At 64.3% G+C, this 21,453-nt stretch carries 20 protein-coding genes; 7 read left to right on the plus strand and 13 right to left on the minus strand.

Annotated elements, in window-relative coordinates; translation table 11 throughout:
* Positions 1–16 precede the first annotated feature (16 nt).
* Positions 17–979, minus strand: a complete 963-nt coding sequence (locus BM136_RS04445; protein ID WP_092970594.1) for an isoaspartyl peptidase/L-asparaginase family protein — start codon at positions 977–979, stop codon at positions 17–19.
* A gap of 17 nt (positions 980–996) precedes the next feature.
* The gene (locus BM136_RS04450; protein ID WP_092970596.1) at positions 997–1,986 is read right to left on the minus strand and encodes a MurR/RpiR family transcriptional regulator; all 990 of its coding nucleotides are present in this window, start codon (positions 1,984–1,986) and stop codon (positions 997–999) included.
* Between the two features lie 240 nt (positions 1,987–2,226).
* On the opposite strand from BM136_RS04450, the gene BM136_RS04455 reads away from it, so the two are divergent.
* Positions 2,227–4,164, plus strand: coding sequence for an ATP-binding cassette domain-containing protein (locus BM136_RS04455; RefSeq protein ID WP_092970598.1), 1,938 nt, complete (start codon positions 2,227–2,229; stop codon positions 4,162–4,164).
* 31 nt (positions 4,165–4,195) lie between these two features.
* Entirely contained in the window at positions 4,196–5,302 is a 1,107-nt protein-coding gene (locus BM136_RS04460) for a CaiB/BaiF CoA transferase family protein (RefSeq protein WP_092970600.1), read from the plus strand.
* On the opposite strand, the gene BM136_RS04465 is transcribed toward BM136_RS04460, so the two are convergent.
* The 4 genes from BM136_RS04465 to alr all read right to left on the minus strand — a co-directional run bounded on the left by BM136_RS04465 (position 5,285) and on the right by alr (position 8,973).
* On the minus strand, positions 5,285–5,803 hold the full coding sequence (locus BM136_RS04465) for a 2-thiouracil desulfurase family protein (RefSeq protein WP_092970602.1): 519 nt from the start codon (positions 5,801–5,803) through the stop codon (positions 5,285–5,287). The genes BM136_RS04460 and BM136_RS04465 overlap by 18 nt on opposite strands.
* Positions 5,804–5,819: 16 nt before the next feature.
* On the minus strand, positions 5,820–6,299 hold the full coding sequence (locus tag BM136_RS04470) for a disulfide bond formation protein B (protein ID WP_012761867.1): 480 nt from the start codon (positions 6,297–6,299) through the stop codon (positions 5,820–5,822).
* Positions 6,300–6,409: 110 nt separating this feature from the next.
* Complete coding sequence (radA, locus tag BM136_RS04475) at positions 6,410–7,780, minus strand: DNA repair protein RadA (protein ID WP_092970604.1); 1,371 nt, start codon at positions 7,778–7,780, stop codon at positions 6,410–6,412.
* Positions 7,781–7,848: 68 nt separating this feature from the next.
* Positions 7,849–8,973, minus strand: coding sequence for an alanine racemase (gene alr, locus BM136_RS04480; protein WP_092970606.1), 1,125 nt, complete (start codon positions 8,971–8,973; stop codon positions 7,849–7,851).
* A 646-nt stretch (positions 8,974–9,619) separates the two neighbouring features.
* Here alr and lplT point away from each other — a divergent pair.
* Entirely contained in the window at positions 9,620–10,936 is a 1,317-nt protein-coding gene (gene lplT, locus BM136_RS04485) for a lysophospholipid transporter LplT (RefSeq protein WP_092970608.1), read from the plus strand.
* A 27-nt stretch (positions 10,937–10,963) separates the two neighbouring features.
* Here the strand turns inward: lplT and BM136_RS04490 are convergent, their stop codons facing one another.
* From BM136_RS04490 to tsaB, 3 genes are read right to left on the minus strand one after another with little or no spacing between them, the layout of a single operon-like run.
* Positions 10,964–11,764 (minus strand): uracil-DNA glycosylase, encoded by an 801-nt coding sequence (locus BM136_RS04490; protein WP_092970610.1) that lies wholly within the window; start codon positions 11,762–11,764, stop codon positions 10,964–10,966.
* Positions 11,761–12,288: a ribosomal protein S18-alanine N-acetyltransferase gene (gene rimI, locus BM136_RS04495; RefSeq protein WP_092970612.1), complete on the minus strand. Its 528-nt coding sequence runs from the start codon at positions 12,286–12,288 to the stop codon at positions 11,761–11,763. Before rimI ends, BM136_RS04490 begins: the two co-directional genes overlap by 4 nt.
* A complete protein-coding gene (gene tsaB, locus BM136_RS04500; RefSeq protein ID WP_092970614.1) occupies positions 12,285–13,025 on the minus strand; it encodes a tRNA (adenosine(37)-N6)-threonylcarbamoyltransferase complex dimerization subunit type 1 TsaB in 741 nt (246 codons plus the stop codon). Before tsaB ends, rimI begins: the two co-directional genes overlap by 4 nt.
* 173 nt (positions 13,026–13,198) lie before the next feature.
* Here tsaB and BM136_RS04505 point away from each other — a divergent pair, with 173 nt between their 5' ends.
* Complete coding sequence (locus BM136_RS04505; RefSeq protein WP_004626591.1) at positions 13,199–13,468, plus strand: acyl-CoA-binding protein; 270 nt, start codon at positions 13,199–13,201, stop codon at positions 13,466–13,468.
* Positions 13,469–13,512: 44 nt separating this feature from the next.
* Here BM136_RS04505 and BM136_RS04510 read toward each other — a convergent pair whose 3' ends face one another.
* From BM136_RS04510 to BM136_RS04525, 4 genes are all read right to left on the minus strand, one after another.
* On the minus strand, positions 13,513–14,970 hold the full coding sequence (locus BM136_RS04510; protein ID WP_092970616.1) for a DHA2 family efflux MFS transporter permease subunit: 1,458 nt from the start codon (positions 14,968–14,970) through the stop codon (positions 13,513–13,515).
* Between the two features lie 84 nt (positions 14,971–15,054).
* The gene (locus BM136_RS04515) at positions 15,055–15,525 is read right to left on the minus strand and encodes an SRPBCC family protein (protein WP_024975835.1); all 471 of its coding nucleotides are present in this window, start codon (positions 15,523–15,525) and stop codon (positions 15,055–15,057) included.
* A 239-nt stretch (positions 15,526–15,764) separates the two neighbouring features.
* Complete coding sequence (gene aceB, locus BM136_RS04520) at positions 15,765–17,345, minus strand: malate synthase A (protein ID WP_092970618.1); 1,581 nt, start codon at positions 17,343–17,345, stop codon at positions 15,765–15,767.
* 73 nt (positions 17,346–17,418) lie between these two features.
* Positions 17,419–18,117, minus strand: a complete 699-nt coding sequence (locus BM136_RS04525) for a haloacid dehalogenase type II (RefSeq protein ID WP_012761859.1) — start codon at positions 18,115–18,117, stop codon at positions 17,419–17,421.
* 218 nt (positions 18,118–18,335) lie between these two features.
* Here BM136_RS04525 and BM136_RS04530 point away from each other — a divergent pair, with 218 nt between their 5' ends.
* The 3 genes from BM136_RS04530 to BM136_RS04540 all read left to right on the plus strand — a co-directional run bounded on the left by BM136_RS04530 (position 18,336) and on the right by BM136_RS04540 (position 21,449).
* Positions 18,336–19,265, plus strand: coding sequence for a LysR family transcriptional regulator (locus tag BM136_RS04530; RefSeq protein ID WP_004626580.1), 930 nt, complete (start codon positions 18,336–18,338; stop codon positions 19,263–19,265).
* 84 nt (positions 19,266–19,349) lie between these two features.
* Positions 19,350–19,784, plus strand: coding sequence for a universal stress protein (locus BM136_RS04535; RefSeq protein WP_027677510.1), 435 nt, complete (start codon positions 19,350–19,352; stop codon positions 19,782–19,784).
* Between the two features lie 174 nt (positions 19,785–19,958).
* Positions 19,959–21,449, plus strand: coding sequence for an NCS1 family nucleobase:cation symporter-1 (locus BM136_RS04540; protein ID WP_092970620.1), 1,491 nt, complete (start codon positions 19,959–19,961; stop codon positions 21,447–21,449).
* Positions 21,450–21,453 lie beyond the last annotated feature (4 nt).

The following is a 21,453-nucleotide window of genomic DNA, read 5'->3' on the forward strand; positions in this document are numbered from 1 at the left end:
TGGCGGCTTCGGCCTCTTACCGATAGATCGACACGACAGGCGCTTGCGCGCCGCGTGCGAACCCGCGGTACATCCCTTCTGTGTTGAACGGCAACGCGACGTTGCCTTGCGTGTCCACGGCAATCAGCCCGCCGCGGCCGTTGATGGCCATCAGCTTGCGCATGACCACGTCGTCGGTTGCATCGGCCAGTGACTTGCCGACGTATTCCATCTGCGCGGCAACGTCGTAGGCAGCCACGGCGCGGATGAACATCTCGCCCGTGCCGGTGCACGACACCGCCGCGACGTTGTTCGCAAAGCAACCGGCGCCAACGATGGGCGTATCGCCCACCCGGCCGACCTTCTTGTTGGTGACGCCGCCCGTGGAGGTGGCAGCCGCCAGGCGCCCTTGCGCGTCGCATGCCACGGCGCCCACGGTGCCGAACTTGTTGTCCGGGTCGATGGGTGCAGCCTCTTTGGCCATGAGCGACGCGGCATCGTGATCGAGCAGCGCCATACCGTCTTGCTGGCGGGCGCGCTGCCATTGGGCGTAGCGCGCTTCGGTGTAGTAGTAATCCGGCTCGACAAACTCCAGGCCCTGCGCTTGCGCGAAAGCCTCGGCGCCTTCGGAGGTGAACAGCACGTGTTCGCTGCGCTCCATCACCGCGCGGGCCGCGAGAATCGGATTGCGCAGGCGCTTGACGCAGGTGACTGCGCCGGCCGCCAGCGTGGCGCCGTCCATGATCGACGCATCGAGCTCGTAGGTGCCGGCACTGGTCAGCACCGCGCCCTTGCCGGCGTTGAACAGCGGGCACTCTTCGAGCAGGCGCACGGCTTCGGTCACAGCATCCAGGGCGCTGCCGCCATCCACGAGGATGCGCTGCCCTGCGGCCAGGATGTCGTTCAGCGCCTGCTGGTAGGCGGCTTCCTTGTCGGCACTCATGGCCGTACGGGTGATGGTGCCGGCGCCGCCGTGAATGGCGAGGATGGGCGTAGTCATGCGTGGCTCGATGTAAATCAGTTTTCAGCGGTGCGTTTGCGGCCGCGTCGGGTGGTCGTCGGTGTGCCGGGAGCGTTCGCGGCGTCGTTGGCGCGCGGCGCCGGGGCGGTATGCAGCCACGGCAGCACGAATTCAGTCAGGCGTTCGGCCGATTCCAGCGAATGCGCCGAGCGATGCGCCACCGCGCCGCACAGCGCCTCGAACAGCGCCACGGCAGCCGTGTCCGACGTGGCCGAGAACTGCCGCTCCGGCCGCGCATACAACGCAATGTCGGCCAGCGGGGCGAGCGGCGATGTGGGGCTGTCGGTCAGCGCCAGCAGCTGGCAGCCTTGCTTGCCGGCCTGCTTGGCCAGCGTGATGGTGTCCGCCGCATAACGCGGGAAAGCGATGGCGATCAGCAGATCCTTCGGTCCGATCTTGCGCAGTTGGCGCGCTGCATCGGATGCGCCGCCCGGCTGCGAAACGGAGATCACCGTGTCGCAGTAAAGATCGAGCCCATGGCGCAGCAGCCCCGCCAGATAGCCGCTGGCGCCAAAGCCCATCACGTAGATGCGCTGTGCGCCGAGGATGGCGTCGACCGCGCGTTCGCATGCCGCCGCGTCAAGCATGCGGCGCGTAGCGTCAAGATTGGCGATGTCTTCGTTGAGCGAGGCGGCGAAGATCTCCGCGCTGGTGGCCGGGCGTGCCAGCTCGTGGCGCAGTTTCTCTACCGGCGCGAGCGTCGCTTCGAAGCCGCGCAGCAGCCCGGCACGGAACTGCGGATAGCCGTCAAAGCCCAGCGCGAGCGCAAAGCGGTTGGCCGTGGCAATCGACATGTCCACCGCGGCGGCAAACTCGTCGATGCGCATGGTGGCAGCGCGGAACGGATTCGCCAGCACGTATTCCGCCATGCGCTGGTGCGCGGGCGTGAGCGTGGCCAGGGCCGCTCCAATGCGCTCGGAGACCGTCGCATCTGCGGCAAATGCGCCTTTCGACACATCCGTACGCTTGCTGGTGGATTTCGCCATGTTCCTGGGCCGTGAAAATTTTGTGTAAATGTATTTTCACGAATCGGCCATGTAAAGAAAAAAACTTTCACAGGGACTTATGGTTTTCCCTAGGTCGAAGGCCCGCGCACGGATCGAGGGCGAGCGTGGCCTCGTCACGGTGCAATGCACCAGTCCAAACGCCGGCGGTGCGCCAGGATCGTGCGACGCAGCACGCTACAATCGCACCCTTCTCCGATTTGCCTTCAAGCGCAGTTTTTCGTGATCCGATTCGACGACCTCGTCCTCCAGCGTGGCACCAAGGTGCTGTTCGACCACGCCACCGCCACACTCAACCCCGGTGAACGGGTCGGCCTTGTCGGCGTAAACGGCAGCGGCAAATCCACGCTGTTTTCCATGCTGCGCGGCGAGCTGCATGCCGATGGCGGCGAAGTCGCCATCCCGCCAACCTGGCAGGTCGCCCACGTGGCGCAGGAAACGCCGGCAGTGGACCGCAGCGCGCTCGACTACACACTCGACGGCGACACCCGCCTGCGCGACATCGAACGCCGCCTAGCAGCAGCCGAAGCCGCGCACGACGGCCACGCGCAGGCCGAAGCCCACACCGCTTTCGCCGATGCCGACGGCTACACCGCCCCGGCACGCGCGCAGGCGCTGCTGCTCGGCCTCGGTTTCACGATGGCGCAGACCACGCAGCCGGTGGCGAGCTTCTCCGGCGGCTGGCGCATGCGTCTGAATCTGGCGCAGGCGCTGATGTGTCCATCCGACCTGCTGCTGCTCGACGAGCCGACCAACCACCTGGATTTGGACGCGGTGGTTTGGCTGGAAGACTGGCTGTCGCGCTACGCCGGCACGCTGGTGATGATTTCGCACGATCGAGAATTCCTCGACGGCGTCTGCAACGTCACGCTGCATATCGAGCACCAGAAGCTCAAGCGCTACGGCGGCAACTACACGCAGTTCGAGACGCAACGCCTGCAGCAGATGGCGCTGCAGGAAGCGTCGTACGCGCGGCAGCAAAAACAGATCGCGCATCTCGAATCGTTCATCACGCGCTTCAAGGCCAAGGCCAGCAAGGCCAAGCAGGCGCAGAGCCGCGTCAAGGCGCTGGAGCGCATGGAGCGTCTCGCGCCCGTGCATGCGGCGGCGGGCTTCTCGTTTGAATTCCGCGAGCCTGAGGCGGCGCCCAACCCGATGCTTACGTTTGAAGGCGTCGATTGCGGCTATCCCGGCCCGAGCGTTGACGAGCCCATCACCATCCTCAAACACCTGACGTTCTCGATCCAGACCGGCCAGCGCATCGGCCTGCTGGGCGCCAACGGCCAGGGCAAGTCGACGCTGGTGAAAACGCTGGCGGAAACGCTGGCGCCGCTGTCCGGCACGATCCGGCGCGGCAAGGGGCTGCAGATCGGCTACTTCGCCCAGCACCAGCTCGAAACGTTGGACGATCACGCCTCGCCGCTGCTGCATCTGGCGCGACTGGCACCCGACGTACGCGAGCAGGAACTGCGCGACTTTCTCGGCAGCTTCAACTTCCGCGGCGACATGGCGACCTCGCCCATCGAGCCGTTCTCGGGCGGCGAGAAGGCGCGCCTGGCGCTCGCCCTGATCGTCTGGCAGCGCCCCAACCTGCTGCTGCTCGACGAGCCGACCAACCACCTGGATCTCGACACGCGCGAAGCGCTCACGATGGCGCTCGCCCAGTTTGACGGCACGCTGATCCTCGTCTCGCACGACCGGCATCTGCTGCGCGCCACGACCGACCAGTTCCTGCTTGTCGGCCAGGGCACCGTCGCTCCGTTCGATGGCGATCTGGACGACTACCGCGACTGGCTACTCAAACAAGCCGCGGCCAAGCGCGCAGCCGCCGGCGCACAGGCGGCTTCGGCCGATGCCGATGGCGCGCCTGCCACCAACCGCCGCGACCAGAAGCGCGAAGAAGCCGCCGAACGTCAACGCTTGAATGCGCTACGCAAGCCGCTGCAAAAGAACGTCGACGCGATCGAAAAACGCATGGCGCCGCTGCAAAAGGAAAAGGCGGAACTCGAAGCCTTCCTCGCCGACGGCGCCGCGTATGAAGACGCCAACAAAACACGCATGATGGAAAGCCTGCGTCGCCAAGCGGAGTTGAACGCCGAACTCGACGAACTCGAAGAGCGCTGGCTCGAGCTGCACGAACAACTCGAACAAATCAATTAAGGCTGGCGCGCCCGGCCAAGGAGACCTGTTGATGACATCGCCCTCGCCGGACACCGCCACGCACCAGCCTCTGGCTGGCGTGCGCGTGCTCGACCTCACGCGCCTGCTGCCCGGCCCGGCCGCCACACGCCACCTGGCCGACCTCGGCGCAGAAGTCATCAAGATCGAAGACCCCGGCGCCGGCGACTACGCGCGCGACATGATGCGCTCCTCCGCCGATCGCGCAGCCGAGCGCCCGAGCCTGTTCTTCCGCTCGCTCAATCGCGGCAAGACCGAAATGCGGCTCGACCTGAAACGCGCCGAAGACCGCGAAGCCCTCATCGAAATCGTGCGCCACGCCGATGTGCTGATCGAAAGCTTCCGCCCCGGCGTCATGGCGCGTCTCGGCGTCGGCTGGGACACCCTGCGTGCGGCCAACCCGGCGCTCGTCATGTGTTCGATCAGCGGCTACGGCCAGGACGGCCCCCTCGCGCAGGCCGCCGGGCACGACATCAACTACGTCGGCTATGCGGGCATGCTCGATCAGCTCGCCAGCGCGGACGGCATGCCCATCGTCCCGAACGTGCAGATCGGCGACCTGCTGGGCGGGGCGCTCACGGCGGTGGTCGGCATCCTTGCCGCGCTGGTCGATGCGCGCGCCACGGGCCACGGCCGCTACGTCGATGTATCGATGACGGATTCGGTGTTCGCGCACAACCTGATGGCGTTCTTTGCCGTCGGCACACGCGGCAAGGCCAGCCCAGCGGGCAGCGACCTCCTCAATGGCGGTGTGCCGTGCTACGGCGTCTATCGCACGGCGGACGACCGCTTCATGGCCGTCGGTGCACTCGAATTGAAGTTCTGGCAGGTGATGTGCGACGTTATCAGCAAGCCCGCATGGAAAGACCAGCACTGGGCGCTTGGCCAACGCGTCGGCGGCGATGAGGCACGGGCCATTCGCGATGAACTGGCTGCGCTCTTCCTGACCGCCACGCAAGCCGAATGGACAGCGCGTTTTGCCGATGCCGATTGCTGTGTCACGCCCGTGTTGCGTATGGAAGAAGCCCTGCAACATCCGCTCTTTGTCGAGCGCAACAGCGTGGTGAAGGAGAACGGCGAGCCCGTGCAGCTCGCCCTGCCGCTAAGGTTTGCCGACTGACGAGTCGGCACGATCCAGCGCATCGAGCAGCCGCCCAGCTTCTTCCAGTTGATGCTGGCTGAACACGCGGATGCCGTGTTGGCGCAGCAGCGCCGCCGTCACGCCCTCGCCTTGCTGCAGCTGGCTGGAAAACGTCCCGTCGTAGAGAAATGCAGAACCGCAAGACGGGCTTCGCTCGGTAAGCACGGCGACTTGCACGCCGGCCCCCTGCGCCGCTTCCAGTGCGCGTTGCGCACCCCGCACAAAGGCCTCGGTGACATCGTGGCCGTGGTGTTCGACGACACGGGCCACGCCGCGCAGGACCGCAGGGCCACCGCCTTCGCCGTGAATTTCCGCAGGCAGACGCGGCACCGGCAAACCGCCGGCCATCTCCGGGCACATCGGCACGATGCGCCCTTCCATCTGCCAGCGCGCCAGGATGCCGCCCTCGGTAGCGACCGTGCCGCCGTCATAGCGCACCGGTTGGCCCAGCAGGCAGGCACTCACCAGCACGCGTTGCATGATCCGCGGCTCCGGCTTAGCGGCGCTCGCGGCGGATCATCCCCACCACCAGCGTCAGCGAAAGAATCAGCAGCCAGATCAGCGACCACACGGGCACCGACAGGCCCAGCACCGGCGGCATCGGCCCGACGCAGAGGCCATCGGCTTCGAACACCTGCGGCAACCATTTGGCAGTCGGCAGCGCGTTGACCCAGTTCTCGATCGGGTCGATCCCGCACGTTGCCTTGGGGTTCAGCAGCAGCGATACGTGATACCCCGCGACGCACAGGCCGGCCAGGCCAGACAGCATGCCCAGCCCATGCCACAGCAGCCGCGTGGCCGACGACAGCGCCGCCAGCAGCGAGAACACGCCGATGCCGAGGAACGCAAACCGCTGCAGGATGCACAGCGGGCATGGCTGCAGCCCCTCAACGTGCTGCAGGTACAGCGCATAGCCGACCACCCCGAAGGAGATCACGGCAATTAGCAGGAAAAAGGCGCGCGAGTTGGCTTGCATGGCGGCGTCAGTTCAGAGGAGTCGTGGAGAAAAGTTGGCGGATTATCGCACCGCAACGGCACACGCATTTTCAAATGACACGAGCGATACCGTTGCGAAATGTTGAACGATCAAGCCTCCAGCGCCCGCACCCGGTCGATGGCCTGCTCAATGCGTTCAACGGCGATGACCTCCAGCCCGTCGATTGCCTGCTTGGGGGCGTTGGATTTCGGGATCACGGCAATCGAGAAGCCCAGCTTGGCAGCTTCCTTCAACCGCTCCTGGCCGCGTGGCGTGGGGCGGATTTCTCCTGCAAGACCGATCTCGCCAAAGACCACCAGCCCACGCGGCAGCGCCTTGTTGCGCATCGACGAATGGATTGCCAGCAGCACCGCCAAGTCCGCCGCCGGTTCAGTAATCTTCACGCCGCCCACCGCGTTCAGGAACACATCCTGGTCAAAGCACGCAATGCCGGCGTGGCGGTGCAGCACCGCCAGCAACATCGCCAGGCGGTTCTGCTCCAGGCCCACCGCAAGACGGCGCGGATTCGGCACGTTGGCCGTGTCCACCAGCGCCTGGATTTCCACCAGCAGCGGCCGCGTGCCTTCCTGGGTTACCAACACGCACGAGCCGGGCACCACTTGCTCGTGCTGCGACAGGAACAGCGCCGACGGATTGGCCACGCCGCGCAGGCCACGCTCCGTCATCGCAAACACGCCCAGTTCGTTGACGGCGCCGAAACGGTTCTTGAACGCCCGCACCAGCCGGTAGGCCGAATGCGTATCGCCCTCGAAATACAGCACCGTATCAACGATGTGTTCCAGCACACGAGGGCCCGCCAGCGCGCCTTCCTTGGTCACATGGCCGACCAGAATGGTGGTCACATCCAGCCGCTTGGCGATGCGCGTCAGCTGCGCCGCGCACTCGCGCACCTGCGCCACGGAGCCGGGCGCCGAAGTCAGCGCCTCCGAATACAGCGTCTGGATCGAATCGATGACGACGACTTCCGGCTTTTCCGTCTCGATGGTCGCCTGGATGCGCTCAAGCTGGATTTCTGCCAGCAGCGCGAGGTTCGGGCTTTCGATGCCCAGGCGACGCGCACGCAGCGCGATCTGCGAGCCGGATTCTTCGCCGCTTACATACAGCACCCGGCGATCGGCCGCCAGGTTGGACAACGCCTGCAGCAACAGCGTCGATTTGCCGATGCCAGGATCACCGCCGATCAGCACCACACCGCCACTGACCAGGCCACCGCCCAGTACGCGGTCAAATTCGTCGATGCCGCTGGAGAAGCGCGGCACGTCCACCGCGTCGATGTCCGACAGCTTGCGCACCGTTGCGCTCGATGCCAGCGACTGGAAACGCGCGCCGGCACCGGACGTCGGCTGCGCGACTGTCTCTACCAGTGTGTTCCACTGCTGGCAATTCGGGCACTGCCCCGCCCATTTCGGCGCCGTGCCCCCACACTCGGTGCACGTATAGACCGTCTTGCTCTTGGCCAAACAACCCCCTGCTTACGGCGCCGCGGGTGGGCGGCAGCCGCTTGATTTTTGTATTGACGTTGCCGCGCTCAAGCGGCCTTGCCCAGGTCGCCGGCGTCTGCCGTGCTGACCGGTTCGACCGACACGGGCACGCGCGGCGCCAGTGCACACATCAACTCATAACCAACCGTGCCGGAGGCCTGCGCGACGTCGTCGATCGGCAAGCCTTCGCCCCACAGCGTGACGGATGTGCCGACACGCGCCTCGGGCACGCCGGTCAGGTCAACGGTAATCATGTCCATCGACACGCGGCCCACGATGTGCGTGCGTGCGCCATCGACCAGCACCGGCGTATGGTTGCCGTCCCAGCCCGGCGCATGGCGCGGGTAACCGTCGGCATAACCGCACGCGACGATGCCGATGCGCATCGGATGCTCCACGGTAAAGCGGGAGCCGTAGCCAATCGTTGCGCCCGGCTGCAGATCCTGAATGGCGATCAGCTCGCTCTTGAGCGACATGGCGGGCATCAGGCCGGTGCCGTCAATGTCCGCCGCCACGCCCGTGGGCGATGCGCCGTACATGATCACGCCCGGGCGCACCCAGTCGCGATGCGCCTTCGGATGCCACAGCGTAGCCGCGGAGTTGGAGAGCGACGCCTCGCCCGGCAAACCATGCGTGGCCTGTTCAAACGCGGTGAGCTGATGCTCAATGCCTCGCGGGCCGTCGGCATCGGAAAAATGCGTCATGTGGACGATGGTGCCGACGCCCGAAATGGCGCGGGCGCGCTCCCATGCGGCGCGGTAGGCGGCGGGCGCGAAGCCGAGACGACTCATCCCCGTATTGATCTTGAGCTGCACGCTGATGGGGCCTTTCAGGCGCGCCAGTTCCAGCATGCGCAGTTGCTCTTCGCAGTGAACGGTGGTGGTCAGGCGGTACTGCTCGACGATGGCCAGATCTTCCGGCTTGAAAAAACCTTCGAGCAAGAGAACCGGCCCCTGCCACCCAAGTTGGCGCAGGCGGACGGCCTCGTCCAGGTCGAGCAGACCGAAACCATCGGTCTGGCGCAAGCCTTCATACACGCGTTCGATGCCGTGGCCGTAAGCGTTGGCTTTGACGACAGCCCACACGCGCGAATTGGGCGCATGGCGGCGGGCAACCTGGAGATTATTGGCAAGTGCTGGGCCGTGGATGACGGCCTGGATGGGTCTTGGCATGACGGCAAACCTGCAAAACGTGAATGCGATAGCGCGCTCGTGGCGCGGCGTCGGTGCTGCAATGCAACAGGCAAATAGGCTGTGAGCGGGCCGTGCGCCCGGCCTCACGCGGTGAGCGTTCTATTTGACCACAGGACGCCAACTGGTTCGCGCCTGTCATGAGCGTGCCAAAAAAGAAAGTGCGCCGCCGTCACCGGAAGCGCACAAGTTTCGTGATATAAAGCCGTTCAATTTAGGCATGGGAAAACCGTCGTGATGCGCTGCCGGCATGGAGAAAGTTGGGCACCAGCCACTTCTTTTTGCGCGGCGACGTCACATCTGGTTTGACCATGCAAACAGGCGAGACCAAAACAAGCTGCGGGCGGAACGCATGGCCCGAACGCCTGTCAGTGAAAGATTCCCGCGGTTGCCCGGCGATGCATCTCTTGCAGCACCGGACGGGCCCCGTCCAAGGGAACCACAATCCGGGGAGCCCGCACGGGCGCTGGCTTCAAGGCCGCGGCCGCGCACCTGTGCGCTGCGCGGCCGGTCAGCCGACGCATCGCTCGGCCGGCACTTCCGGGGGGCGCTTCCGTGTGCCGGCACGCTGCCGGCAAGACGTGAAGACGAACATGGCACCGCGGTCTACGGGGACGAATTCGAAGGTATGAAGAAGGGCTTTTACACCATCATGGCGGCGCAGTTTTTTTCGTCGCTCGCCGACAATGCGCTGCTTATTGCCGCCATCGCCCTTCTGACAGAGATGCATGCGCCGCAGTGGATGACCCCGCTGCTCAAGTTGTTCTTCGTACTCTCTTACGTTCTACTTGCCGCCTTCGTGGGCGCATTCGCCGATTCCCGGCCCAAGGGCAAGGTGATGCTGATCACCAATGCCATCAAGCTGGTCGGTTGTGGCGTGATGCTTACCGGTCTGCACCCGTTGCTTGCCTATGGCGTGGTCGGCTTCGGTGCGGCGGCGTATTCGCCGGCCAAGTACGGCATCCTGACCGAACTGCTTCCCCCTGAAAAACTTGTCGCCGCCAATGGCTGGATCGAAGGCCTGACCGTCGGCTCCATCATCCTGGGCACCGTGCTCGGTGGGGCGCTGATTTCCAATCACGTGTCGGCCTGGCTGCTGTCGTTCGACATCCCCGGGCTCGAGCGCATCGACACCCCGGCCGAGGCGGCCATGCTCGTGATCATGGTGATCTACCTGATCGCGGCGCTGTTCAACACGCGCATTCCCGATACCGGCGCACGCTATCCGCAGCAGGAAAAGAACCCGGTACGTCTCATTTCGGAGTTTGCGGACTGCTTCAATGCCCTGTGGCACGACAAGCTGGGCCAGATCTCCCTGGCAGTGACGACGCTGTTCTGGGGTGCCGGCGCCACACTGCAATTCATCGTGCTGAAGTGGGCTGAGCAATCGCTGGAACTGAACCTCTCGCAAGGCGCCATCCTGCAGGCTGTCGTGGCCGTGGGGGTGGCCGCCGGGGCCATGGCTGCGGCAGTCAAAATCCCGCTGCGCCGCTCACTCGACGTGCTGCCGGTGGGCGTTGCGATGGGCGCGGTCGTCATGCTGATGGCGTTCTATACCAAGCACACGATCCCGGAAATCACGTTCCACATCGGCAACATGAAGCTGCCGCTGTACATGATGATCGCCTACCTGTTCCTGATGATCGTGGGCGCCATGTCAGGCTTTTTCGTGGTGCCAATGAACGCGCTGCTGCAGCACCGCGGGCACGTGTTGCTCTCAGCCGGACACTCGATTGCGGTGCAGAACTTTAACGAGAATGTGTCTGTGCTGCTGATGCTGTGCCTGTACGCGCTGCTCATCAAGCTGAATGTGTCGGTGGGCGTGGTGATCGTATCGTTCGGCATCTTCGTCTGCCTGACGATGGCGCTGGTGATGCGTCGGCATCGCGTCAACGAAAAGCTCTTTCACACCGCCGCGCTCATCGGCGAAGACAAGCACCACTGACGCAGTGCCCGCCCTGCGGGCCGGCACCTACTGGCCCCCGCGCTCTGTGTAGATGTTGCGCGCCAGGCAGAGGTCTTCCCATGCACGCGCCTTATCGGTCAGCGTGCGCAGCAGGTAGGCCGGGTGATAAGTCACCACCACGGGCACGCCCTCCACCTCATGCACCTTACCGCGCAGCTTGCCCACAGGCGTCTGCGTCTGCAGCAGGTTCTGCGCGGCAATGCGCCCCAGCACAACGATGATGCGCGGCTTGACCAGCGCAATCTGACGCTTGAGATACGGATCGCACATCGCCGCTTCGTCCGGCTCCGGATCCCGATTGCCAGGCGGGCGGCACTTGAGCACGTTGGCGATGAAAACGCCCTTCTCGCGCGACAGACCGATCGATCGCAACATGCTGTCGAGCAACTTGCCGGCCTGGCCGACGAACGGCTCGCCCTGCTTGTCTTCCTGCTCGCCCGGCGCCTCACCGATCAGCATCCATTCGGCCTGACGATCGCCAACACCGAAAACGGTGTTCGTGCGGCGCTCGCACAGCTTGCACGATGTGCAGTTGGAAACGGCGGCTTCTAGCTGCGCCCAATCGAATGCGGCGATGCGCTGGGCGCGCGGGGCGGCCGAATCCGGCGGTGCGTCCATGACAAGGGGCTCGACTCGGGCAGCCGCAGGTTCCACAGCGGCAAACACGGGGGCTTCAGCCCCCACGGCAGCCGGCTCTGCAACGGCCTCGACAGCTTCGACCGTCTCCAATGCAGTTGGCTCAGCGCCGCGCAATGTCCATTCGGTCGAAACGCCCAGCGCTTCTAGCATTCGTGATCGACGATTCATGCAGCCTCCACCCCGCTTGCCTCACACACCATGCGCATGACGAGCGCGTCTTCGCGCGTGTTGTTTTCGGCCGGGTAATAGCGCTTGCGCCGGCCGATCTCCGCAAACCCGATACGGTGATACAGCGCAATCGCGCCGGTATTGGACGGGCGCACTTCCAGCAGCAGGCTGCCGAAACCATGCACCAACGTGAGTGCCGTGGCCAGACGCAGCAGCCAACGGCCCAACCCTTGCCGCTGCCACGCCGGCGCAACGGTCACATTGAGCAGGTGCATCTCATCGACCACCGGCATGAGGATCAGGTAGCCCGCGACCTCGTTGCCGCCGTCACGCAGAACAATGCCGATGTGGCCGGACTTGAGCGAATCCTCAAAATTACCGCGGGACCAGGGAAACGTGAACGCCGCCTGCTCGATCGCCGCGACGCCCGCCAGATCGAGGGCGGTCATGCGCTCGGCGCGCCAGCCCGCAGGCAACGGCGCTTGCGCGATGACACCGGCCAGCGCGTTCTCGATCAGGCTCATGGCTGTGCACCTGCGGCGGCAGCCTTGGCCTGCTGCACAGCCTGCCGCTCTTCAATTGTGAGCGCGACCTTGTCACGCACATAGAGCGGCGCCGCGTCTTCGGGGCGCACCGTATGGCCGGCAGCCAAGAGGCGCAGACCCACGGCGATGATCTCGCGAGCGTGCGGCGCGACTTCCGGCAACACAGCGGCGGCACCTGCCGCAATGCTCAACTGATCGCCGAACACTGCAGCAGCATTGCCCGCCAGCCAGTAAGGCTGCGTCGGCGCGGCAACGCTCTGCGGCCCACTCACCTGAATGGCGGAAAGCGCGTGCCAGCCGGAGGCATCCTGCGCCGCATCAACGGGCACGAAGCTGGCCCAGTAGCACTCGTCCATGCGCGCATCGAGGGCGATGGTCACGGCTGTGCCGGCCGGCAATGTTGCGCGCGTCTGTTCCGCGCAGGCGACGAGGGAATTGACTGGCACGACGGGCAAGTCCGCACCAAACGCCAAACCCTGCGCCACGCCGCACGCCGTGCGCAGGCCGGTGAACGAACCAGGGCCGGCGCCAAAGGCAATCGCCGCGCAATCGGCCAGGCCGATACCCGCCTCGGCCAACAATTCGGAAGCCGCCGGCAGCACGCGGCCACTGGAGCGCGGGCCGGTGTGTTCATGACGGAACAGCGTGCGCGTGCCGTCACCAAGGGCGACGGAGCAGAACTCGGTGGAGGTGTCGAAAGCAAGAATCCAGGGCATGGCGGCATTGTACCGGCTGGTGTGGTGCCCGAAGGCGCAAACCCGTGGCCGCCCATGGGGAAAACGCGCCAAAAATCGACCGGAAAACCGAAGCCATCCTCGAATTCAAACGGCCCGGCCATACAACCCCGGCGCTATCATCGCCAGACCATTGTTTTCAGCCGGGAATCATCATGAGCGACCTGCAAGCCCGTTTCGACCAAGCCCAAATCGATGTCAAGGGCCTCTCCGAGCGCCCCGCCAACATGACGCTGCTGCGCCTCTACGCGCTGTACAAGCAAGGCGCCGAAGGTGACGCGCATGGCGACAAGCCGGGCTTTACCGACATCGTCGGCCGCTACAAATTTGAAGCGTGGGAAGGCCTCAAGGGCACGTCGCAGGACGAAGCCAAGCAAAAGTACATCGACCTCGTCGAAGAGCTGAAAAGCGGCGCAACGACCTGAGCGTCGAATCGCCAAATGAAGAACCGGGCTACGCGCCCGGTTTTTTATTGCGCTGCAGGAATGGTGGACGACAGCTCTCGGCGGCGCATGCGCCACGCAGCCAGCACGGCCAGTGCACACAGCGTGCCGAGAAAGATGAACGTCTCGTCGAAGGCCAGGATGCGTGCCTCAGGGTCGACCGCAGCGCCATGCACGGTTTCGATACCGCGCGCGGCGAGCCGCCATTGCAGAAAAATGCCCGTGGCCGACACACCGATCGCTCCGCCCAATTGACGCAGGAAATTGACGGCGCTGGAGCCTTGCGGGATCAAGGTGAAATCGACGCCGCGCATGGCACCCAGGCTCAGCGACGGCAGCACGAAACCGAGCCCGATCCGTCCGACGATGGCAATGGCAATCAACAGCAGGTAGCTGGTGGCACGCGTGTTGGTTGCCATCAGGAAGAACGAAAGCGCCAGCGCCGCCAGCCCGAACGAGACCAACCGGAACGGCTCGATGCGATTGGTCAGCCGCCCCGCCAGCATGATCGTCACGGCTAGCACCAGCCCGGCGGGCAAGAGCACGAGCCCCGCGCGCGACGGTGCATAGGCCAGCGCTACCTGCATATACACGGGCACCAGATACGTCGAACCGTACAGCCCTGCCCCGTAAATGAAGGCCACCACCGCCCCCATCGCAAACTGTCGGTAGCTGAAGAGGCGCAGGTTCAGCAAGGGCGACTCCACCCGCTGCTGCCAGAATACGAAGCCCGCGACACACACGGCTGATACGAGCATCAGCACGATGCCGTGCATCGCATCACTGTGCAGCGCGACCAGCCCGTTGAGCAGCGTGACCGTCGCGCCGCCGATGAGCAGCAGGCCGCGCCAGTCAAGCGGCTTGGGCTCGCCCGCCATCGACGAGTTGACAGCCATGAAGCGCCGCGCCATCGCCCAGCCGATCAGCGTAAACGGCATCACCACGAAGAAGATCGAGCGCCAGCCGAACAGCTCCACCAGGAAGCCACCCACGCTCGGGCCCACGGCCGGCGCCAGCACGACGCCAAAGCCGAACAGGCCAAACGCCTTGCCCTGCTCCCGTTCGGGAAACACGCGCAGGATCAAGATGTTGGGCAGCGGCTGCATGATGCCGGCCGCAATGCCCTCCACGACCCGCATGGCGATCATCACTTCGTAATTGGGCGACAGGCCGCCCGCCAGCCCACCCACGCCCAGGAACAGCAACGCCCCGATGAACGTGCGCCGCAGCCCGAAACGCAGCAGCAGCCAGGGCGTCAGCAGCATCGACAAGGTCATCGCCACCATAAAGCTGGCCGACACCCACTGCGCGCGTTCCTGCCCGAGCACGAAGTGTCGGCTCAGATCGGGAATCGCCACGTTGACGATGGTGGCCGAGATGACGGACGACACCGCGCCCACCATCAGCGTGAACAGCACAAGCCACTTGAAGCGCTCGCCGTAACGCGCGCGCAGGGCCTCCAGGGTGGGCGTGAATGTCGTCATGGTCTCGTTGTAGTGATGTATGAGACGACCAGTGGAGCGAAAACCTGGCCGGCGCCTCCTCCAGCGCTAGCCGGGCAGGACACGTCAGCCGAGGCGGCCGGTGGCGGCGATCTCCCGGATGCGGCGCACGGTGTCGATGTCGGATTCGCGATAGGCGGATTTGACGATCTCGGCGTAGCGCGTGTCGCCGGTTTCGTCGGCGTTGGGCAACGTGGTGTCGTAGACGAAGCGGATGAACGCGGCGTTGACCTCGTTGCTCTCGATCGTCATGGTCAGCGAGCCGCCGGCGTGTTCGCCGGTGGCTGCGGTGGTGTAGGTCACGCGCTTGTGCGGCTCAAGCGTCACGCGATCCTGGATGCGCGCCTTGCCGAACACAAGTTCGCGCTCGACCCAGCCGTCACCTTCAGCGGTGATGATGCATTCGTCCAGGCTTTCGACAAATTCGGTTTGCTCGCGCACGCGCAGTACCAGGCCTTGCCAGATCTGGTTCAGGGTCAGCGTGTCGATGAGGGGGTTCAGTGGATCGTTGACTTCCACCAGGTGTTCAAAGCGCAAAGCGGCCTCCGCAAGGTTTCGTGACATTATCGCGCGGCTTGGCCGGCCCTGCGCCAAATGAAAAACGCCGGCGGGTTACCCCAGCCGGCGTTTCCGTTGCGATCCAAGCATCGCTTAAAAATCGTTCACGATCCGTAGCGAGCGACCCGAGGTTGGCGCGAGAAGCGCAGCCGTGCATGAGTACGGCGAGCATCACAGGGCCAAGATCGGGGCGCGCAGTAGGATCGTGAGCGATTTTTTTAGATTTCTTCGTACAGTGGCAGGGTCAGGAATTCCGCAAAGTCTTCCGACGTCGACATCTGTTCGAAGATTTCTGCAGCGCGGTCAAAATGGCCCACCGCACCCGTCTCCTTCACCTTGGCCAACTCTTGCGGGATCAGCCCGCGCACCAGCTCAGCCGTGACCTTGGTGCCGTCTTCCAGCTTGCCCTTGGGCGAGCGGATCCACTGCCACACCTGCGAGCGCGAGATCTCGGCCGTAGCGGCATCTTCCATCAGATTGTGGATCGGCACGCAACCGTTGCCGGCCAGCCAGGCACCCAAGTAGTGGATGCCGACGTTGATGTTCATGCGCAGGCCGGCTTCGGTGATGGGCGTTTCCGGCTGGAAGTCCAGCAGGTCAGCCGCCTTCACTTCCACGTCCGGGCGTTGCTTCTCGAACTGGTTGAGCTTGTCGCCCAGCACTGCCACGAATTCCTTCATGGCCGGCTCGACCAGGCCCGGGTGAGCCACCCAGCCGCCGTCGTAGCCGTCGGTCGCGTCGCGCTTCTTGTCGCCGATGATGCCAGCCATGGCGATGGCGTTCTTCTCCGGATCGTTCTTGATCGGGATCAGCGCGCTCATGCCGCCGATGGCGGGCGCACCGCGCTTGTGGCAAGTCTTGAGCAGCAGCAGCGCGTAGGCGCGCATGAACGGCGAGGTCATCGTCACCTTGGCGCGGTCAGCCAGGCAGAAGTTCTTGTCGACCTTGAACTTCTTGATGCACGAGAAGATGTAGTCCCAGCGGCCGGCGTTCAGGCCTGCGCTGTGCTCACGCAGTTCGTACAGGATTTCTTCCATCTCGAATGCAGCGAGGATGGTTTCGATCAGCACGGTGGCCTTGATCGTGCCTTGCGGCAGGCCGATCTCGTTCTGCGCCATCACGAAGATGTCGTTCCACAGGCGCGCTTCCAGGTGGCTTTCCATCTTCGGCAGGTAGAAGAACGGGCCGGCGCCACGAGCGATTTGCTCCTTGGCGTTATGGAACAGGAACAGCGCAAAGTCGAAGATGCCGCCGGAAACGCGCTCACCGTCGATCAGCACGTGCTTCTCGTCCAGGTGCCAGCCGCGCGGACGCACTTGCAGCGTGGCGATCTTGTCGTTGAGCTTGTAGGTCTTGCCGTTCTGCTCCAGCGTGAGCGTACGGCGGATGGCGGCCTTCAAGTTGACCTGGCCCTGGATCTGGTTGTGCCAGCTCGGCGAGTTCGAATCTTCGAAGTCGGTCATGTAGCTGTCCGCGCCCGAGTTGAACGCGTTGATGACCATCTTGGCATCGACCGGGCCGGTAATTTCCACACGGCGGCAGTGCAGTGCCGGCGGAATCGGAGCAACCTTCCAGTCGCCTTCGCGCACGGCCTTCGTTTCAGCCAGGAAATCCGGGCGCTCGCCAGCATCCAGGCGCTTGGCGCGCTCGACACGGGCCGCCAGCAGCTCCTTGCGACGCGGCTGGAAGGCACGGTGCAGCTTGGCAACCAGCGCCAGTGCTTCGGGGGTCAGAATGTCTTCGTAGGCCGGCAGAATCTCGGCCTTGATCTCCATGCCTTGGGGCAGCGTGAGCGCCATGGTTGTTCTCCAGAGGATGATGTGAGGGTTGAACGGGTTCGGTCCTATGGCTGGGCCGATTGAACGCAATGCCTTATGTCGCTTGTGTTGCCTGCACGAACTGCAGCAGATCGCGCATGTCGTGGCCGGCCGCGGTGGGCGCCACGTCGAGTGCCTCGGGCGGATGCCCCAGGCGGTTGATCCAGAACGTTGTGAAGCCGTACCAGGTCGCGCCGCAGGCATCCCAGCCATTGGACGAGACAAACAGAATCTGTTCCGCAGGCACACCAAACGCTTGTGGCGCCAACGCATAAGCTTGCGGCGCGGTCTTGTAGAGCTTGACCGCGTCGACCGACAGCACGTGATCGAACAGCCCGGACATCCCGGCACTCTTCACGGCAATGTCGAGCATCTGCGGGTTGCCGTTGGAAAGGATGCCGAGCGGCAAGCCCATCTCGCGCAGGCGACGCAGCGCGGGCACGTTCTCCGGAAACGCCGACAGGCACGCATATTCGCGCATCAGCGTGGCTTCGTCGTGGGCGGAAAGCTCTACGCCCAGGCGCGCCGCCGCATAGCGCAGCGCATCGACGGTGATATCCCAGAACGGCTTGTAGTGCTCGCCCGAGGGGCCGGCCAGCGAGCGGATGCGCGTGTAATCGATCTGCTTGTCGCGCCAGAGCACTGAGAGCGCTTCGCCCTTGCCGGCAAACAGTTGCTCGGCGCGCGCGGCCACGGAATACACGTCGAACAACGTGCCATAGGCATCGAAGACCACCGCGCGAATCGAACTCATCAGAAGCTCCACGGACCTGAAGGCCACGCGCTCGAGCGTTCCATTGAGCAGAACGCCTTGCCGACCTTCGCAACGAGGGCCATTTTAGAAAAGCTGACGCACCGCACAAAGACGGCAATGGTCACTTGATCTTTAACTTTTACCGACGGAATGACGAGTGATAACCTTTATATTCGTCACAATCCCGCAGGCCCCGGTCGGCACGGTATACATCAGGCATGGATCATTTCAAGCAGCTCGAAACCTTTGTCGCCGTCGCAACACGCGGCAGCCTATCCGCCGCCGCCGCCGCTGAAGGCGTGGCGCCTGCCATCATCGGGCGCCGCATCGACGCGCTGGAAGAACGCCTCGGGGTCAAACTCCTCGTCCGCACCACGCGGCGCATCACGCTGACGTTCGAGGGATCAGCCTTCCTGGAAGATTGCCAGCGCATTCTCAATGACCTGCACAACGCCGAGGCCAGCGTCTCGGCCGGTGGCGTGAAAGCCAGCGGGCATCTGCGCGTGACCGCCCCCGCCGGTTTCGGCCGCCGTCATGTCGCCCCGATGGTGCCGGACTTCATCGAGACACATCCGGATGTCTCGATGACGCTGGACCTGGGCGACCGCGTCGTCGACCTCGTCAACGAAGGCTTCGACTGCGCCATCCGGCTGGGCGATCTGCCCGATTCGAGCCTCGTGTCGATCCGCCTGTGGGAAAACCGCCGCGTGGTGGTGGCTGCGCCGTCGTACCTGGAGCGCCGTGGCGTTCCGACGCAGGTGGAGCAGCTTTCCACCCACAACTGCCTGGCCTTTGGCGCCAGCGCCAACGTGCAGCGCGGCTGGGTCTTCCAGCAAGGCGGCAAGGCCGTCACCGTGAAGGTGTCGGGCACGATGGAATGCACCGACGGCGCCGTGCTGCGCGAGTGGTGTTTGCAAGGCTACGGCCTGGCGTGGCGCTCATGGTGGGAGGTCGGGCACGACATTGCCACCGGCAAGCTGGTGACGGTGCTCGACGCCTTTGAAGCGCCGCCGATCGGCATCCACGCAGTGTTTCCGCAGCGCAAGCATCTGCCGCTGCGCGTGCGCCTGTTCATCGACTTCCTCAAGAACACGTATGGCAACCCGGCCTACTGGCGCCGGGCAGACGCCTTGATCGGGATGGATTAGCAATCACCCCGAGTGGGTGAAACACCGCATGCGGCCTACAATCAAGACAAGAACGTCTTCCCGCATCCCACCTCAGGAGGCCGCATGTTCCAGCACATCCTCATCCCGACCGATGGTTCCGAGCTGTCGCGCAAGGCAGTGGCGGGCGCGCTCGACTTTGCCAAGACGCTGGGCGCGCGCCTGACGGCCTACACCTGCCTGGAGGAATACCCGTACACGCCGTTTTCCGAGATCGTCGTGGAGACGCCCCAGGCGTTCAAGGAGCGCGTCGAAGCGCAAGCGCGTGTGGTCCTCAAGGACGTGGAAGACGCCGCCGTCAGCGCCGGCATCACGTGCGACACCGACATGAGCTGCTTCGCCGTCCCGTACATGGGCATCATCGACGCGGCCGAACGCCATGGCTGCGACGTCATCTTCATGGCCTCGCACGGGCGGCGGGGATTGGCCGGGTTGCTGCTCGGCAGCGAAACGCAGAAGGTGCTCACGCATACCGAGATTCCGGTGATCGTCTACCGCTGAATCGACCTCCCGCAAGCACGATAACCAGCCGCCTTTTCAGGCGGCTTTTTTTTCTCCTTGACTCTTGGCTTCCTGACGCATACAACTTTGTACACAAAACGAAAACAAGTTGTGTACATTTTTGCGCACAAGATCGCCCGGTCCTGAAACCGGCAAAAAACCAAAGGAGACAGCATGACCACGACCACCGCTTCGGCGGCGCAGGCGGTTGATTCGCCACACGCGCATCCCCACGTCATCATCAAGCCGCACTACGACCCGCGGCTCACCAACGAAGATCTGGCGCCGCTGCGCAAGCAGTCCTGGGGCACCTACAACATCTTCGCGTTCTGGATGTCGGACGTGCACAGCGTGGGCGGTTATCTGACGGCAGCGAGCCTGTTCTCGCTGGGCCTGTCGAGCCTGCAGGTGCTGTTTGCATTGCTGGTGGGCATCGTGATCGTGCAGGTGTTCTGCAACCTCGTCGCCAAACCCAGCCAGGCGACGGGCACGCCGTATCCGGTGATCTGCCGCGCGTCGTTCGGCGTGCTGGGCGCGAACATTCCGGCCATCATCCGCGGGCTGATTGCGGTGGCCTGGTACGGCATCCAGACCTATCTGGCATCGAGCGCGTTCATCGTGCTGGCGCTGAAGTTCATGCCGCAGCTCGCGCCGTATGCCGACGTCGCGCAGCACGGCTTTGTCGGCCTGTCGACGCTCGGTTGGGCGGCGTTCATGCTGCTGTGGGTCTTGCAGGCGTTCGTGTTCTGGCACGGCATGGAATCGATCCGCAAGTTCATCGACTGGGCAGGCCCGGCGGTGTATGTGGTGATGATCGCGCTGGCCGCATGGCTGGTGCACAAGGCCGGCTGGAACAACATCAACCTCACGCTTTCCTTTCTCAAATACGAGGGCTGGGATGCCGTGCCGGTGGTGCTCGGCGGGATCGCGCTGGTGGTGTCGTACTTCTCCGGCCCGATGCTGAACTTCGGTGACTTCTCCCGCTACGGCAAGGATTTCACCTCCGTCAAACGCGGCAATTTCTGGGGGCTGCCAGTCAACTTTCTCGGCTTCGCGCTGCTGACGGTCGTCACCACGTCGGCCACGCTGCCGGTGTTCGGCGAGATGATCTCCGACCCCGTCGCCGTGGTTGCCCGCATCGACAACATCACGGCCGTCGTGCTCGGCGCGCTCACGTTCATGATCGCGACCATCGGCATCAACATCGTCGCCAACTTCGTGTCGCCGGCGTTCGACTTTTCCAACGTGGCGCCGCAGCACATCAGCTGGCGTACGGGCGGCATGATCGCGGCAGTCGCGTCGATCTTCATCACGCCCTGGAACCTCTACAACAACCCCGAGGTGATCCACTACACGATCGACGTGCTGGGCGCGTTCATCGGCCCGCTGTTCGGCATCCTGATCGCGGACTACTACTTTGTGCAGCGGCAGCAGGTGCATGTCGACGACCTCTACACGCTGCGCCCCACGGGCCGCTACTGGTACCGCAACGGCTACAACCCCGCCGCCGTCTGGACGATGATCCCGTCCGCGCTGATTCCGATGGCGTGCGTGGTCTTCGAACGGCTGCATGTGCTGGCCAATTACAGCTGGTTCATCGGCGTGGGCATCGCGCTGGTGCTCTACACCGTGCTCAGCCGCAAGCAAGGCACCCTCTCCCGCTAACCGG

This window comes from Ralstonia sp. NFACC01, assembly GCF_900115545.1.
GTDB classification, from domain to species: domain Bacteria; phylum Pseudomonadota; class Gammaproteobacteria; order Burkholderiales; family Burkholderiaceae; genus Ralstonia; species Ralstonia mojiangensis.